This is a genomic window from Rhodopirellula sp. MGV (assembly GCF_002251265.1).
GTDB classification, from domain to species: Bacteria; Planctomycetota; Planctomycetia; order Pirellulales; family Pirellulaceae; genus Stieleria; species Stieleria baltica_A.
Map to the genome: position 1 here is coordinate 48577 of NZ_NPDI01000072.1, position 15228 is coordinate 63804.

The following is a 15228-nucleotide window of genomic DNA, read 5'->3' on the forward strand; positions in this document are numbered from 1 at the left end:
GCCCCTTTCAATGAGGGCGATGCGATCTGGGGGCACGATCGAATGAACAACAGTTGTCGTGCAAACATAGGTGCCAAAGAGTGTGGCGTTGTGATCCGCCGCTACGGATCAACCAACCTTTAATCGCCACAATCGTCTTGTCCGGCGTGACCGACACGGCCGGAACCCTGTCATCACCCCAGAATCGATCTCGCCACCCAACTATTCGGCGGCGATCATTCGAAACACATCATCCAAGCGGCGGCGGATCAGATCCGACCACAATCGATAGCCGGCCTCGTTAAGGTGTAATTGATCGTTGACGAACAATTCGGTGCGTGGCTTGGTATCGCTATGCAAGAAATTGCCAGCCGTTTCGATGAAGTACGTGTTGGGTGTGGTCAAAGCAATTTCACGCAGCCGTTCGTTGACCTTGCGAACTTTGTCCCAGATTCCGAAACGACTTTGCGTCGGCGTGATCTCGATCAAAAAGAACGGAGCGTCTGGTCGATGCTGATGAGCGACATCGACAATGTGACGGGTCATTTGCTCGATCAATTCAGGGCTGTGACTGTCAGGACCGGCAGTGATCCCATTGCCGACGAACATCACGACCGCGCGATACTGATGTGGCGTAATCACTCGTTCGGCATAGACCGCCATGTCCGTAAACTTCGCGCCGCCATACCCCCGCCGGATCGTCCTATACGGCGACATATCGCGCTGCATCGTTTCCCAACGCCGAATGCTGCTGCTCCCGATAAACAGAATCGCCTCGTCCGACGGCTCCAATTCGTCGTTCAGCGAATCAAATGCCGCGATGTCTTTTTCCCATCGTTGCGTTGCCTCCTGCACGTGTGGCGTGATCACAGGAGAATCCGCACCGCTTGGCCTCGCATCATCCTGTGCCGACGCTGCCACGCCGCAAGAAACCAAAACCAACACCGCAAACCGCACCACAACCAAACGAAACTGCCGAGCCATCACCACGTTCACCTCCAAGGTCAATTCCAAAGTCCAACCAATCTACCCAACCCCACAAAAAGGTGTCAGGTACCTTTTTGGGGCTCTGGGAAGTTTGCCTCTGTGGGCACACGAAACACTGGGGGTGCGCGGACTTCATTCTTGTGCTAAGAACTCTTAGGTCCGCCGATCCGTGCTGAAATCGCCTTTACGGATCGTACGACCTCGCGCGATCGATCCGATCGTGATAATCCATGGCTTTTGCAACGCTGATCTCACTCCCTTGATTTGCCTTTCCAAAGGACGCTTGATGTTTCGAAGTCTTGATTTTACACAGATTTCAACCCTGCTAACCGGCATCGGAGCAGGCGTCATTCTGGGAGGCCTCGGCTGCAGCTGGATGACCTCCAGCCCCGCGTCGGGCGTCGTCACCTGCACCGGCTGTATCGCGATCATCGTCGGCAGATGCTTGTCGACCGTTGATCCCGGTCTCGCAGAAAGCTCCGAGGCGAATTAGCGTCTCGCGAGTCGTCGAGGCGCGTGTATTTTTCTGCCGATACATCGGCTGCCCGGAACACCAGTTGCAGTGTGGTAACAATGATTGTGCCCGACGTCGACGCTACTTGATGAGCCAACTGGATGCTAGGATCGGATCTGCTAACCGCCATCGTCACCATGTCTTTCGCATGTTTGGTGCTGGGAGTATTGGCGGCAACGCTTTCGTCGCGAACGAAGGGACAGATCCCGATGTTGGGCATCGCGCTATCGAGCTTGGCGATGATCTATTTCCTGTTCTATGGGGCGGGTCAGCTTCTGTGGGCAAAGTTCGTTCCGCACTCCGCGGCGATCATCTACACGAACGTCGCTTGCCTTTTCGCAGCGGTCGCCGCGGGCTGCGCATGGCAGTTGCCTGACACGCCACGCTGGCGCCGCGTGCTTTTCGCGAGCCTGCTTGCGGCAAGCTCGTTCGCCATCATTTTATGGCCAATGCTTTCGATCGCGATTCGACCGCCCGAGCCTGGTCATAACTACTGGAAAGATGGCGTCGCGATGCAAACCTCCTGGGCCAATTGCAGCCCTGCCGCCGCGGCCACACTTCTGAACGCCGAAGGCATCGCCGTTTCGGAAGCCGACATGGTGCCGCTTTGCTTGACCGATTCCGACGGAACACCAACGCTTGGCCTGTACCGCGGGATCAAATTGGTTGCGGAAGCGAACGGACGTCGCGCCGAAGTCATCGATGCGACGCTACAACAGTTACTCGATGAAAACGCATGGCCGGCGCTGCTTGCCGTTGAACTGCCGTACGGCACAGAGGACCGACGGTACGCTGATCAATGGGGCTGGATTCCGGGAATGGGGCACAGCGTCGTCGTACTTGGCCGCGCACCGGGTGGCGGTTCATCGTTGGTGATTGGCGACCCGTCGCGTGGAATCGAGCTTTGGGGCGAGGACGACCTACGTGTCTTGTGGCACGGCAACGGGATTCGTCTCAGTCATTCCAACGAGTGATCTCACGCTACGCTTGCGGCGACCAGCCTGGTCGAGGCGCGTCATGAATCGTTGGTGGATCGGCACCGGTGATCATATCAATACGATCACGCACTTCATTCACCGCTTCGCTGTCGGTAAGCGGCTCCAGTGACACCCGAAAACAAATCGTCTGTTCGGGAGCAATCGCCAGCACTCGGTCCTGTTCTGCTTCAAAGGAATGATGATTGGGATAGTTCGTTGCCGGTTCCAATCCTGTCACGTAACCATCGGCAACATCGGCGGTATTTTTCCAGACGATGAAGCGTGGTAGCGTTCGCGTGGAACTGGTGACGGCCAGGCCACGATCAGCCGCAGCGTTGTGAAGCATGACCGTGGTTTGATCGAGATCATCGCTTCGCAATTTGGCAAAGTAGACTCGTTCGGCATAGTCGGATTGCGGCGCGTCATATTCGTCCCAGCGGTCGATTTCGCTGGCCGAGAGTTGATCCTTGGGTGCCAACTCGTCGATCGGCATCACAACCCGTGACCCCTCTTCGAGCACTGGACTGCCGACATTGATGTGGTAAAGCATCTGCATCGCGGCAGGTTTAGAACCGTCGTTGGTGACGTCATCCAAGATATCCACTTTGGCACTGCCGGCGTGCACGCGAAGACGACTGACTAAGCGCAGGTTTGGAAAGAACAGCCGGCTTTCGCGGATCTCTCCGATCAATTCCAAGCGGCCTGCGACCTCGTCATATTCGATCACCAACCCATCGGCCGGAAGATTTCCGACTCGGCCGTGCAGCGGATAGACAAGTTTCCCTGTGTCGTCGTGTTCGGGCGCACCGTTGCTGTTCAGACCACAGCGCGTCAACAGTTCGTCAAACCCTTCGAGCCAACCGAGACCACTGGGATCAAACGTCGGCACAAGCGACGGATGCACGGGGCCATCGACCGGGGAATCCCAACCATAACGGGTGTCACGCGAATCGATTTTCCAAATCGCCATTCCGCGTGTTGGCAGAACGTCCATCACGATCGCACCGGTATCGATCCGAACAATTTCGACGCCATCGGATCGCCCACCGACGAAACGACCGTGCTTGGTCGTGATCGTGCCGTCGGAGGATTCGACCGACACGGCCAGTGGAGAATTCTCGTACCAAAGGATGCTTTGCGTTCGGTCGTCGATCGCACGAAGCGTTCGCGTTTTCACCATTGCGTCAGTGTCTCGTCAGTGATTGATAAGCTCGAAAGCGGCGGCAGATCTTTGCAGATCATTCAATCAGTGTCGATGATCTGGATAGATCCAACCAGGGGCCAGTTCATGGCCTGTGATAGCGGTGAGACAATTCTGTCACACATGATCCGGTTAAGTGAGATGGCAGCGTTGTACGTGTTGTGCTGCGACAAGTCGTCATCGAATCGATGCTCCGATCGACGAACGGGAAAGATCGAGCACGATTTTTCGCCGCAGAGGGCGTCAATCACCCGCTTTCTTGCCCCCCTTGCTACCCCTGCAATCTTGTTTCCGGCGCGCACAGTCCATACAACATGCGGGCAGACTTGCCGCCGCAAACATGCGATAATTGGCGCCCGCATTTCCCTCCACCATCCCCCCAGTTAGTCAGCTTCTATGACGCAAGTAAAACTCGATGACGGTCTGATCAAAGGCGATTCGGTAGCATCCATCTTGGACTCCGCGATGGATGCCGGTGGCGGTTTGCTTCGACTGACCCCGACGTGGGTCCCACGTTCGTTTTTGCACCCGGGACGCCGGATCAAATTGCATCCCAACGATTACTACCGATTCGGTGCCGATCGGGGCGGGATTGATGAGCGATGGTTTGGCAGCACGACGGACGCTGCGAACGACGGACGTGTCTGGCACGAAGGGCAAAGCTTCTGCTTGTTCGAAGGCAAGAAATTCATGCTAAAAGACGCCGTCGCCGAACGTGGCAATGACGTCGTCGGTGAAGCCATCTTCAGCAAGTACGACCGCTGGCCCGTTTACAGCAAGTTCTTTGACAACATGGGCCCCATCCCGCACCACATGCACCAAACGTATGAGGACGCGGCGCTGGTCGGACAAGAAGGCAAACCGGAAAGCTATTACTTTCCGCCGCAGCTGAATAACGTCGACAACAACTTTGCCTACACCTTCATGGGCCTCGAACCGGGAACCCAACCCGAAGACGTCCGTCGCTGCCTGGAAAACTGGAACGCGGGCGACAACGGCATCTTGGACCTAAGCCGTGCGTATCGCCTCAAACGTGGAACCGGATGGTTGATTCCTCCAGGTGTCTTGCACGCGCCAGGTTCTTTGTGCACGTACGAACCCCAGTGGGGCAGCGACGTGTTCGGCATGTACCAATCGATCGTCGAAGGCCGCTATGTCCCCTGGGACTTGTTGGTCAAAGACATGCCCGAGGAAAAACACCAGGACCTGGACTTCATCGTCGGCCAGCTGGACTGGGACAAGAACGTCGACACGCACTTCAAAGAAAGCAACTACCTGGAACCGATCGTCGACGAAAACCGCAGCGGCGATGGGTACGAGGATAAGTGGATCGTTTATGGCACCGTCGACGGCGTGCAGCGTTTCAGCGCAAAAGAACTGACCTTGCAACCCGGTGCCAAGTGCACGCTGCAAGATCCAGGTGCGAGCAGCTGGATCACCGTTCAAGGCCGCGGTCGCATGGGCGCTCTCGATTTGCAAACGCCCGCGATGATTCACTTTGGCGAAAACACCACCGACGAGGTGTTTATCTCGCACGTCGCGGCGACCGGCGGAGTCGAAATTGAAAACCTCGGCAGCGAGCCGTTGGTCGGGCTGCGTTACTTCGGCCCAGACACGCACGATAACCTGCCCAAAGGTGGGACCTAATCAACGCCGCGCTGGCACTGACGTTTTCTTAAACTCGAAATTCTTACGCGATAGATAACGATGAAACTGCACAACGCAATGTGGCCCGGCTTGGTTGGCAAGGGTGACGGCCCCGATCAAGAGCCACCGATCAGTCTGGAACACATGCTGGACTTGACCGCCGCTGCCGAAGTCAATGGACGCAAGTTTGACGGAATCGATTACTTCTTGTTCCTGCCCCACACCGACCCGGAAGCGAGCGATGACGAGCTGCGACGGATCGCGGACCTGATCCAGTCCAAGGGTTTTTCCGTCGGTTCGCTGGTCGCCCCGATTTGGCCAGGCACCGTTGGCGATTCCGCGATGGGCGACAAAGAACAAGTCGACAAGTTCCTCTCCGCGGTCAAGCTCGCTTGCCGGATCGCCGGGATCTTCAACGAACACGGCGTTCGCCAGTACGGTGTCATCCGTATCGACAGCGCCGAATTCGGTGTCGAAAAATGGCGTGAAGACGCGAAGGCCAACACCCAAAAGATCGCCAACACGTTCCGCGAAGCTGCCAAAATCGCAGCCGACCATGGCGAGCGTCTGGCTGCCGAAGGCGAGATCTGCTGGGCGGGCATGCACAGCTGGAAAGACATGTTGGATCTGCTCGAAGCAGTCGGCATGCCAGAATCACTCGGGTTCCAAGCGGACCTCGCACACACGTATCTGTACCTGATGGGCTACAACGCTCCCGAGCACGCGCTGTTGAAAGACGGCTATAGCGAGGAAGAGTTCTATGCCGCCTACGAGCAGATGACGGACAAACTTCGCCCTTGGACGATCGACTTCCATGTTGCCCAAAACGATGGGGAAGTCCACGGCGCCGGCGATCACGACAAGACCGGCAAGCACTGCCCGGCTGATGATCCCAACGGCAAATTGGACATCGTCCGCTGCTCCCAATACTGGTTAAAAGACGCCGACCAACGTGGGATCAAGCACATCTGCTGGGACGGATGCATGTTCCCCAACGAGACTCTGGAAAAGCCCGAGACTTGGAACACGATTTTGGACGCCATGATCAAAGTCGACCAATCGATCTCGTAAACTAATCACCGCTTTTCAATTCTTCACCCGCCACCACTACCTTCCTCAATCACTTCGTCATGAAATCGCTTAATATCGGAATGGTCGGCTATGGCTTCATGGGCCGGACGCACAGCAACGGCTACTGCCAAGCCAATCACTTCTTCGATCTCGAGTACAAGCCAGTTCTGAAAGCAGTCTGTGCTCGCAACAAAGACAAAGCCCAAGCATTCGCCGACCAATGGGGTTACGAGTCCGTCGAAACCGATTGGAGAGAGTTGCTCAAGCGTGACGATATCGACGCGATCGATATTTGCACCCCAAACAACCTGCACGCCGAAATCGCTATCGCGGCCGCCGAAGCTGGCAAAATGGTCCTCTGCGAGAAACCGATCTCGATGGACACCGCCGAAGGCGAACGGATGTGTGAAGCGGTTGAAAAGGCCGGCGTCAAAAACACCGTTTGGTACAACTATCGACGTGTCCCTGCCGTTTCGCTGGCGAAACAACTGATCGACGAAGGTCGCCTGGGCAAGATCTATCACTACCGCGCCAACTTCTTGCAAGACTGGACGATTTCCGAAGACGTGCCGCAAGGCGGTGCAGCCACTTGGCGTCTCGATGCCGAAGCGGCTGGCAGCGGCGTGACCGGCGACTTGCTGGCACACTGTATCGACACGGCACTGTGGCTCAACGGAAGCATTACCGATGTCTCCGCCGTCACCGAGACCTTCGTCAAAGAACGCTTGCACGCCGAAACCGGCGAAAAGAAAGAGGTCAAAATCGACGACGCCTGTGCTTTCCATTGCCACTTTGAAAACGGATCGCTCGGCCTGTTCGAATCGACCCGCTACGCTCGTGGCCACAAGGCGCTCTATACCTTGGAAATCAACGGCCAAAACGCGTCGATCCGCTGGGACCTTCATGACCTCCATCGCTTGGAATACTTCGACCACAGCGACGATTCGATCGTTCGCGGCTGGCGTAGCGTTCACATCAGCGATGGCGACCAGCCCTACATGAACCACTGGTGGGTGCCTGGCTTGAACATTGGCTACGAACACACCTTCATCCACCAAGTCGCGGACTTCCTCAAGTCGTTGGAAACGGGCGAACCTTGCGAGCCAACGTTCCGCTCCGCACTGGAAACACAAAAGGTCTGTGACGCCGTGTTGGCGAGTGCCAGCGAGCGAGCTTGGAAGAACGTCTGATCGCTTTTCCTGACAACAGCAACAAGGGCCCGAGCGACCGCCGGGCCCTGATGGCTAGACACTCGCTGCCATTCAAGATCGGCTCTTTAATGCTTGACTTGCGAATCAAGTAATCGACGGCAATCGATTTGCGCCGCTTGCCACTCGCCTGCTCTTGCTGAGCTGATGATTGAGCCAATCGCTTGCCTTTCTTCCTCATGAAGTTGATCCTGCATCTGCATGACAAGTGCTTCAACCTTGACCAGCCCTACGTCGCTGTTTTGGTTGCAGGTCCGGAACAACGCTAGCGTGATGTCGAACCCTGGCTTACTGAGAGTCACCGAATTCTCGGGAAATAACATGTAGGCGATGATCCCCACAGTCACAGCGACGGCAAACGCCAGCAGAACGTTCCGCCCTTTTCGCGATGGTGCGCTCACTAGAACCTCCCCCAGTCGATCACTTCGTTCTCTCTCATGCTGCTGATTTCCGCCCAAATCAGCAGATCGACAAATTCGGTGACGAACTGAACCGATCCATCTCCCATCACGACGTATCCGCCCCCGGGGTGCTGCGAGTACATTTGCCCCACGTGATAGGTCGGGAAATTGACCGGGTGAATAATCGGGGTACCGGTGATATCGAGTTCGCCACCGGAAGGCCCGCTGTGCACGAGCGTCAACGTGGCGGCAGCATCAGGGCCGTTCTCGGGGCTCGAAAACTGTGGATGCGTGTAGGCCCCCGGCACGACGCCGACCCAAGTCTTCTCGCTCAGCGCTGAACTATGTTCGCCGAAAAACAGGGTGTTGGACGTACCGTCAAGGATGTCGCGAAACCGTGTTCGCGAGTTTCGGAAAAACGGCCCGTCGGCAACCTGCTTGGCATCTCCGTTAATCGCGACGATCTTTGTCGCGCCGGTGTAGATATTGCTAAACACTTCACCCGTCGCCGCCGACCCGCACTCGCCCCAGCAACTCTCTTGGCCGTGACTGGCGACGTAGTGGCTGCGTCCCAGTTGGAGTGGTTGCCCATCAATTTCAAGGTTATTTCCCGTCGCATCGCGAACCCAAAATGCATCGTCGCCGCCGGTTGCCGATGGGCACAACGTCCAGGGTAAGGTTGCTGCGACCGTTCGCCGGTTATGTTCGGACCAAATCGGTTCGTCCATTTGCAAGGCTTCGAAAATCGCATTCGATTCGACGAAAGGCAGAATCGCAGCTTGCCACCCCCAGCCCGGCGACGCGTCCCAGGTCAGCGGATCGATGCGAACGTTCGGAGGCGCGGCTCCGTTGGTTGTCGGGTGCGAAACATAACCAGCCGGGAACTGCCGGAACGCCGAGTGATAGTTCATCGTCGCCAATCCGATCTGGCGAAGATTGTTGCCGCAAGACATTCGCCGTGCGGCTTCTCGCGATGCTTGCACCGCAGGCGTCAGCAAACCGACGAGCACGCCGATGATCGCGACTGCGACAAGCAACTCGACCAGCGTGAACGCTTTTCGGGGCCGTCTACTTTTGAAAATCATCGAGACCTCTAATTTCTCGCGGGGCCAAAGTTAGCTGACACTAAGTTCTGTCGCATGGACACGCCGCAGTTCGCATAGCTTTCGTTCCGTAGCGGCGAAAACCGCTCGCCAACAACTTAGCTACGACTAAGTTAGCATGGACTAACAATATCGAGGCGTCGGGTGGGATGCAAGAGATTTTCTGAGGAATCCGTTTTCGGCGAGACCTCGCCGAGAAGGGGCGAATTGATTTAAGATACGGAACTGTCGCTTCGTTTTTTTATTCGCCCTCGCCCGATTGCTTCCCATTGCGCAAGAAAACTCACGAACGAACCCGCCGCGACCATGCCAGCGAAGTGGCTGAGGATTATGTCGAGGCGATCGCCGAAGCGATTGCAAACAACGGCGTCTGCCGAGCGGTTGACTTGGTCGAGCAGTTCGCCGTGACTCACGCCACGGTCAACAACACGGTCAAGCGGCTGCAGCGAGACGGCTTGGTAGTCACCGCGCCGTATCGTCCGATCGAACTGACAACTGCTGGCAAACGGCTTGCGTCCCGGTCCAAGCAACGTCACGAAATCGTGGAAGCGTTTCTGCGAAAGCTTGGCGTGAGCGAGCAAACCGCGGCGATCGATAGCGAAGGAATCGAGCATCACGTCAGCAAAGAGACGCTGGACGCGATGCAATCGGTCCTACAAAACGGCTGGCCTAGTCCCAAGAAGTCTCGATGAATTGAAATACACGTCGAGGGCTGACAATGCCTTCGATCTGGTCATCCATATCGAGCACGGGGACGTGCCGATGACCGGCGATCGCGATTGCAGCCACGGCAGCCGCAGCCGGTTCTTCGGAATACACGATTGTCGGATCCGATGTCATGAATTCGGCAACCGGCAAGTGTTTGACACGGCTGTAGCGCTCGGCGACTCGCTCAAGGACGTCACGCTCGGTAAAGATGCCGACCAAATTCCCTTCCTCGACGACCAGCAAGCTGGACACACCGCTCTGGTAAAGCTCTCGAATTGCTTCCTCGACCGTGCAGGTCGATTCGACCGACAAGTAAGGCTGACAAGCGACGTTGCCGACGTGGTGTTCGCCCAACAGTTCTGCGGTGGTGTCGCGATACGTTGGCGGTTCGAAATTGCTGAGCGGATCAGCGGGGGCATCGAATCTTCTGTATTCAGTCATCGCTCACGCCCCCTCTCGTTCGAGCATCCAAGGTTTGCTTCCCAATCGCTGAACCGCGACTTGGCGTGCATAACAATCGCAAACGTAGTCAGCTAAGCTGCGTTGTCCGGCCAATCCGACCAACTGGCCCTCGTGATCGACGACGCACATAAAACGCATCCCTTCTTCGACGACGGCATCCCACACGGTCCGAATCGAGTCAGTCAATCCGACGCAGCGGTAGGAAGGATCACGAAACTTCGAAACAGGATTCGAATCCAATGACGCACCTTCATGCAACATCCGGATGACCGACTGTTCGGTAAAAATCCCGGTTGGCTCCCACTCGCGCTGAACGATTACTGAACAGCCCAGATCGTTGGAACGCATCAAGGCGATTGCCGCCCGGGCGATCGTGTGTTCATTGATCACAATCGCGTCGCGAAGCGGCAGATCCTTAACCTGCTCCTTTTCCAAATCTTCTAAAAATCCCATGGCGTTATCTCCTGCAGCCAGTGAAGTCCGGCGAAACCTAAGATTGAGACGCATCTATCGCGCCAAAACACCAACAGACCGAAAGGGAGTTCGCGTCCGATGCGTTAGGACATGCACCGGACAATTATCAGCCACAACGCGGTGGCTGCGGATTTGGATACACCAATAAAACCGTGCCCCCTGGACCCACCCGTCTGATAGACGAGCAAAGAGGGCGGGCACTGCATTCTCATTGTGCACCCCTCGGATGCGTGTGCACGAGAATTGGGCGGATGCAGGCCCCGTTCGAGCCTCCTTAGGCGACCCTGTCCAACGCAGTCGGTCGCCAAAGCAGTCAGTGGCTAACGACGCGTGATTAAGCTTCGACTTCGAAGATCGCTTCGATTTCGACCGCCATCTTCGCTGGCAAAGCATTGGTACCGATCGCACTGCGGGCACCGACTCCGTTGTCTTCACCAAAGACATCACGGAACAGTTCGCTGCACCCATTGATCACCGATGGTGAATCGGCAAACCCGTCAACGCATTGAACCAATCCAAACAGCTTGATGACTCGCTTCACTTTATCAAGCGAACCCAAGTTGGCTTTCAGCGTCGCCAGCATGCACAAGCCAGCTTGACGGGCGGCGTCGTAGCCAGCTTCGATGTCCAAGTCCAATCCGAGACGCCCGGTGATCAACGTCTTGTTGGTTTGCAACGGCCCGTGTCCGGACATGTAGGCGATACCGTTGACAATGACGAGCGGCTTGTAGACACCGGCCGGCTTGGGAGCAGGGGGAAGTTCCAAACCGAGAGATTCAAAACGGGCTTCGTTGGACATGAGCAAAGTTTACGGGAGCGGGGACGGAAACACGCGATCAAGGACACTCGATCAAACGCGAAAGGGCTAGTCTGCCGGTTTTCGCTGGCTCACACAAGATGCAGGCATTCGGACGGTGCGAATAGTCAAATTACGTCGCTGATGAAGGTGTCTCGCCAGAAGAATTTATGAAGCGCGGTGATGGCTGTGACCTGGTGGGTATGGGGCCGGTATATTGGTGGTTTACTTGGTTTCACCGCTGGCAATCAAAACGTTCGATATGAAACAGCTCGACGGCCGACATGCTTTGATCACTGGTGGGACGCAGGGGATTGGCGGTGAGATAGCGGTTGCGATTGCCAAGGCAGGGGGCGATGTGCTGCTGATTGGGCTTCGTGACGACAATCAAGCGCAGCTGACACTGAATCGTTGTCGTGACCAAGGCGTAAAGGCTGACTTGATCTGCTGTGATCTGTCTCGGCCGCCGGTCGAGTACACGGGCAAACTGGTGGAGCAGATCACTTCTGCCATGCCAGACGTCGACTTGCTGGTCAACAACGCGGGAACTTATCTGGACGTGCCTTTTTTTGAAATGGACTTCGAGCGTTACATCAAAACCATGCACTTGAATGTTAGCGCGGGGTACTTCCTGACTCAGGCGATTGCGAAACGTTGGGTCGAGGGCAAAATCGCAGGCCGTGTTGTGTTTACCGGCTCGATCAACGGTTTGCTTTCCGAAGCCGACCACACGGCGTACGACACCAGCAAAGGCGCTGTCGCGGCGATGGTCCGCAGCTTGTGTGTTTCGCTGGCACCACACGGAATACGCGTTAACGCGATGGCACCGGGATTGGTCCGTACCCCGCTGACCGGAGGCGCAATCGATGAAGGCAACATGCGACACTGGATGGAGCTGCATACGCCGAATGGCAAAGTGCCTCCTGCGGATGCCTGTGCGGGAACGGTGGTGTTTCTCTTGTCTGATGCGGCAGATCACATCCACGGGCAAACGATCTATGTCGATGGCGGCATGAGTGCCTGGCAACAACCGCCGGCCCCCAAGTCTTTTTAGATGCCAAGCTTCTTTCGAGTCGATTCGCTGGTCAGGTGTTTGACCACGTCCAACGGTTCGCATGAGTTATCGCTGCCGTAATCGATGTCGACCGGGCCGATCGCTTTGGCCGCTCGCAGCGCAGCTTTGTTGAGTTGCTTGTTGCGTTTGCCGATCCCCATCAGCGCCGCATTCATCGATTCGCGTACCCACATCGTTTCGCCGTGGATGTTGTCGCGAATCCGGTCGATCAGTTTCAGTAGGTAGGCATCGTCCATGCCCTTTGGATTTTTCTTGGACAGTTCGTAGATCAATCCATACGCGCACTGCCGCCGCACGGGATCGTCGTGATCCATCCAGTCACAAGCGAGTTCGAATGCGAACGGTGCCTTCGCCAATGTTGCGTCGCATGACGCGAACACGTGAGCCAGGTAGCCGCCTCGCAGGTTTTCGACCTGCTGTTCGACTTGTTCACGCGTGAGCTTTTTTGGTTCGTCAATCAGCAAACCGACGACTTTGGCGTCGTACACATCGCTGACCCAGAGTTGTGTTGCCAAGTCATGGTCACGTCCGACTTGTTTGGCAAGCTTGCGAAGTTGAGTCAGCCCAATGCCGAAGCTTTTCAGCCCCGAATCTTTCTTCCCTCGCTTCTCCCAGTTCTCGACGCCCCGTGGATTGGTGTTTTCTTTGAGCAGCTTTAACACTTCGGATTTCTTCATCGTGGATCTGTTGGGTGGTGCGGAATGGATTTCACGCAGTCAGAAGAACGTTTTACACACGAGATTGAAAATCATTCCTTTGAGTATCCGACGACTTTAGCCCGGATTCAAAAATTCCGAAACGTTTTTCGCCCCGCATTTTACTTGGTTTTGGAGGCATTCGTCGGGCGATCGCGGCCGGATTGGTCCGCTCGATGCGTAAGCGGAGTTCCGTTCGCCGAGGATCGCAACGGACTTCGAATTGTGATTCGCGTCGAACCTTCGCGGGCACGATTTCGCGATATGGAAGACGAAACCGTTGCCCGACTGTCTCGACCTGTTGAGGGATAATGGAATGAAACGTTTAAGTGTTCAGGCTTTGGAAAGTCGAAAGCTTTTGGCCGGCGACATCGGACTCATCGACACCACTTTGCACATCGAAGGAACGACCGGCAACGACATCGCCGAAGTCTACACCGTCGAAGATTCTGTCGTGGTGAAGTTGCAAACCATGGACGCCGCAGGTCAAGTGACCGATTCGGCCGAACAAACGTTTGATGCGGCGGCAATCGACAAGATTATCTTCGAAGCGTTCGAAGGTGATGACTTGCTGGTCAATGACACCTCGATCGATTCAATCATGCGAGCCGGTGGTGGCAACGATGTCGTGATGGGCGGCTCGGGAAATGACATTCTCGTGGCCGGTGCCGGATCCGATGTGATCCTTGGCGGGGGCGGAAACGACATCATTCTGGGTGGAACCGGGGATAACATCGTCATCGATTCGAACCCCGGTTCCGCGGATGCCAGTGACACTACAGGTGATGAAACGGCCGGCGACGACAACTCTGGCGAGATGAGCTCCGATGACTCGAGCACTGACGAATCGAATACAGATGACTCAAGTTCGGGTGAGTTGGATGCAGGCGATACCGAGACGCCAGTGGATACCGAGACTCCAGTCGATGAGGGCGCAGACGCTCCTGTTGCCGAAGACGACACCGCAGTGACGGACACGAGTGACGATCCCCTGACCGGTAGCGACGACGACGTTGTTGACGTGCCTGTCGATATCCTGGATGACACGGGTGATCCCGTTGATGATGGCGATCCTGTCGTTGGTGGTTCGGGCGGACAAGGCGGTGCAAACTGCGGCGGTGGCGGAAGCACGATGCCTGCGGACGAAGTCACCGATGAAACCGATGTCGTCGTTGATACCTCGGGTGACGTCGAATTCATTGCCGATTCGACCGACGAAGAACCAGTGGTTGATGACGGCAGCACTGCGGAAGAGCTGGCCAGTGATGATGTGCTGGACGGAATCGTTGACGATGCTGTCGGAAGTGACGTGACCAATGGCGATGTCGTCGATGATGTGGAAACGCCCGTCAATACCGTTGACGATTCGATGGAAGACGTCGTTGACGACGCGACCGACGACATTGTCGAAGAGGTCGTCGACGAAACCGAATCCGACGTTCCAGCGACAGACGTTGTCGATCAACCGCAAGCTGGCAGCGATGAAGAAGACGGCAGCTTGGACGCTGGAAGCCAAGATGCAGGAAACGAAGTAACCGATGGCGAGGTCGTCGGTGAGACCGCCGATGACACAGCCGACGAACCCGTTGCGGAAGACGCCAGCGACGATCAAGGCACGCCAAGTGACGTGATCGATCAACCACAAGCCGGTGGCGATGAAGTTGATACGACCGAAGAAGAAAGCGTGGAAACCGTCGGTGAAGACGATTCGACACCCGTTGCCGTCACTGAATCGGAAAGCGACGACGACGTGATCTTCGGCGGAAGTGGTAACGACTGGATCTTCGGTGAAGGCGGAAACGACACCATCTTCGGTGCCGATTCGCCGCTAAGCGAAGATACCTTGGCCGCGTTGCTGGGTGACCGACTTGCCTAATGATTTGGCTTGACCACCCCATTCGTTTAACGATCGGCACGGCAGGGAAGCCGG

At 56.3% G+C, this 15228-nt stretch carries 16 protein-coding genes; 8 read left to right on the forward strand and 8 right to left on the reverse strand.

The genetic code is table 11. The features are described from left to right. Positions 1-201: 201 nt before the first annotated feature. On the reverse strand, positions 202-963 hold the full coding sequence (locus tag CGZ80_RS24690) for a GDSL-type esterase/lipase family protein (protein WP_143544137.1): 762 nt from the start codon (positions 961-963) through the stop codon (positions 202-204). 289 nt (positions 964-1252) lie between these two features. Here CGZ80_RS24690 and CGZ80_RS27765 point away from each other — a divergent pair, with 289 nt between their 5' ends. Together CGZ80_RS27765 and CGZ80_RS24700 are read left to right on the forward strand one after the other, a co-directional pair. Beyond that, positions 1253-1459, forward strand: a complete 207-nt coding sequence (locus CGZ80_RS27765) for a hypothetical protein (RefSeq protein WP_143544138.1) — start codon at positions 1253-1255, stop codon at positions 1457-1459. Positions 1460-1617: 158 nt separating this feature from the next. Continuing rightward, positions 1618-2454, forward strand: coding sequence for a peptidase C39 (locus tag CGZ80_RS24700; protein WP_233148644.1), 837 nt, complete (start codon positions 1618-1620; stop codon positions 2452-2454). Between the two features lie 7 nt (positions 2455-2461). On the opposite strand, the gene CGZ80_RS24705 is transcribed toward CGZ80_RS24700, so the two are convergent. Continuing rightward, positions 2462-3637: an aldose 1-epimerase family protein gene (locus tag CGZ80_RS24705; protein WP_094418359.1), complete on the reverse strand. Its 1176-nt coding sequence runs from the start codon at positions 3635-3637 to the stop codon at positions 2462-2464. A gap of 417 nt (positions 3638-4054) precedes the next feature. Here CGZ80_RS24705 and CGZ80_RS24715 point away from each other — a divergent pair, with 417 nt between their 5' ends. From CGZ80_RS24715 to CGZ80_RS24725, 3 genes are read left to right on the forward strand one after another with little or no spacing between them, the layout of a single operon-like run. Further along, positions 4055-5305 carry a hypothetical protein gene (locus CGZ80_RS24715; RefSeq protein ID WP_094418361.1) on the forward strand — a complete coding sequence of 417 codons (1251 nt, stop codon included), beginning with the start codon at positions 4055-4057 and terminating at the stop codon, positions 5303-5305. Positions 5306-5365: 60 nt separating this feature from the next. After that, entirely contained in the window at positions 5366-6376 is a 1011-nt protein-coding gene (locus CGZ80_RS24720) for a sugar phosphate isomerase/epimerase family protein (RefSeq protein WP_198953785.1), read from the forward strand. Positions 6377-6435: 59 nt separating this feature from the next. Then, a complete protein-coding gene (locus CGZ80_RS24725; RefSeq protein WP_094418362.1) occupies positions 6436-7566 on the forward strand; it encodes a Gfo/Idh/MocA family protein in 1131 nt (376 codons plus the stop codon). Between the two features lie 86 nt (positions 7567-7652). Here the strand turns inward: CGZ80_RS24725 and CGZ80_RS24730 are convergent, their stop codons facing one another. Together CGZ80_RS24730 and CGZ80_RS24735 are read right to left on the reverse strand one after the other, a co-directional pair. Further along, entirely contained in the window at positions 7653-7985 is a 333-nt protein-coding gene (locus CGZ80_RS24730; RefSeq protein WP_094418363.1) for a hypothetical protein, read from the reverse strand. Then, the gene (locus CGZ80_RS24735; RefSeq protein WP_094418364.1) at positions 7985-9070 is read right to left on the reverse strand and encodes a DUF1559 domain-containing protein; all 1086 of its coding nucleotides are present in this window, start codon (positions 9068-9070) and stop codon (positions 7985-7987) included. The genes CGZ80_RS24730 and CGZ80_RS24735 overlap by 1 nt, the downstream gene beginning before the upstream one ends. Positions 9071-9357: 287 nt before the next feature. On the opposite strand from CGZ80_RS24735, the gene mntR reads away from it, so the two are divergent. Beyond that, positions 9358-9780 (forward strand): manganese-binding transcriptional regulator MntR, encoded by a 423-nt coding sequence (gene mntR / locus CGZ80_RS24740; RefSeq protein ID WP_094418365.1) that lies wholly within the window; start codon positions 9358-9360, stop codon positions 9778-9780. Here the strand turns inward: mntR and CGZ80_RS24745 are convergent. The 3 genes from CGZ80_RS24745 to CGZ80_RS24755 form a co-directional block, all read right to left on the reverse strand. Continuing rightward, complete coding sequence (locus CGZ80_RS24745; protein ID WP_094418366.1) at positions 9758-10237, reverse strand: cyclic nucleotide-binding/CBS domain-containing protein; 480 nt, start codon at positions 10235-10237, stop codon at positions 9758-9760. The genes mntR and CGZ80_RS24745 overlap by 23 nt on opposite strands. Positions 10238-10240: 3 nt before the next feature. After that, a complete protein-coding gene (locus tag CGZ80_RS24750; RefSeq protein WP_158222842.1) occupies positions 10241-10711 on the reverse strand; it encodes a CBS domain-containing protein in 471 nt (156 codons plus the stop codon). Between the two features lie 355 nt (positions 10712-11066). Then, the gene (locus CGZ80_RS24755) at positions 11067-11531 is read right to left on the reverse strand and encodes a RidA family protein (RefSeq protein WP_094418368.1); all 465 of its coding nucleotides are present in this window, start codon (positions 11529-11531) and stop codon (positions 11067-11069) included. Positions 11532-11790: 259 nt separating this feature from the next. On the opposite strand from CGZ80_RS24755, the gene CGZ80_RS24760 reads away from it, so the two are divergent. Next, positions 11791-12582 carry an SDR family NAD(P)-dependent oxidoreductase gene (locus CGZ80_RS24760; protein WP_094418428.1) on the forward strand — a complete coding sequence of 264 codons (792 nt, stop codon included), beginning with the start codon at positions 11791-11793 and terminating at the stop codon, positions 12580-12582. Here CGZ80_RS24760 and CGZ80_RS24765 read toward each other — a convergent pair. After that, positions 12579-13280 carry a DNA alkylation repair protein gene (locus CGZ80_RS24765; RefSeq protein ID WP_094418369.1) on the reverse strand — a complete coding sequence of 234 codons (702 nt, stop codon included), beginning with the start codon at positions 13278-13280 and terminating at the stop codon, positions 12579-12581. The genes CGZ80_RS24760 and CGZ80_RS24765 overlap by 4 nt on opposite strands. A 334-nt stretch (positions 13281-13614) precedes the next feature. On the opposite strand from CGZ80_RS24765, the gene CGZ80_RS24775 reads away from it, so the two are divergent. Next, positions 13615-15174 carry a hypothetical protein gene (locus CGZ80_RS24775; protein WP_094418371.1) on the forward strand — a complete coding sequence of 520 codons (1560 nt, stop codon included), beginning with the start codon at positions 13615-13617 and terminating at the stop codon, positions 15172-15174. Positions 15175-15228: the final 54 nt, after the last annotated feature.

Bases quoted from the DNA above. Each gene is read 5' to 3' on its own strand.
- CGZ80_RS24700 (WP_233148644.1), top strand. From the start codon at position 1,618: ATGTCTTTCGCATGTTTGGTGCTGGGAGTATTGGCGGCAACGCTTTCG.
- CGZ80_RS24720 (WP_198953785.1), top strand. From the start codon at position 5,366: ATGAAACTGCACAACGCAATGTGGCCCGGCTTGGTTGGCAAGGGTGAC.
- CGZ80_RS24690 (WP_143544137.1), bottom strand. From the start codon at position 963: ATGGCTCGGCAGTTTCGTTTGGTTGTGGTGCGGTTTGCGGTGTTGGTT.
- CGZ80_RS24755 (WP_094418368.1), bottom strand. From the start codon at position 11,531: ATGTCCAACGAAGCCCGTTTTGAATCTCTCGGTTTGGAACTTCCCCCT.
- CGZ80_RS24745 (WP_094418366.1), bottom strand. From the start codon at position 10,237: ATGACTGAATACAGAAGATTCGATGCCCCCGCTGATCCGCTCAGCAAT.
- CGZ80_RS24735 (WP_094418364.1), bottom strand. From the start codon at position 9,070: ATGATTTTCAAAAGTAGACGGCCCCGAAAAGCGTTCACGCTGGTCGAG.
- CGZ80_RS27765 (WP_143544138.1), top strand. From the start codon at position 1,253: ATGTTTCGAAGTCTTGATTTTACACAGATTTCAACCCTGCTAACCGGC.
- CGZ80_RS24705 (WP_094418359.1), bottom strand. From the start codon at position 3,637: ATGGTGAAAACGCGAACGCTTCGTGCGATCGACGACCGAACGCAAAGC.
- CGZ80_RS24765 (WP_094418369.1), bottom strand. From the start codon at position 13,280: ATGAAGAAATCCGAAGTGTTAAAGCTGCTCAAAGAAAACACCAATCCA.
- CGZ80_RS24715 (WP_094418361.1), top strand. From the start codon at position 4,055: ATGACGCAAGTAAAACTCGATGACGGTCTGATCAAAGGCGATTCGGTA.
- CGZ80_RS24750 (WP_158222842.1), bottom strand. From the start codon at position 10,711: ATGGGATTTTTAGAAGATTTGGAAAAGGAGCAGGTTAAGGATCTGCCG.
- CGZ80_RS24775 (WP_094418371.1), top strand. From the start codon at position 13,615: ATGAAACGTTTAAGTGTTCAGGCTTTGGAAAGTCGAAAGCTTTTGGCC.
- CGZ80_RS24725 (WP_094418362.1), top strand. From the start codon at position 6,436: ATGAAATCGCTTAATATCGGAATGGTCGGCTATGGCTTCATGGGCCGG.
- CGZ80_RS24760 (WP_094418428.1), top strand. From the start codon at position 11,791: ATGAAACAGCTCGACGGCCGACATGCTTTGATCACTGGTGGGACGCAG.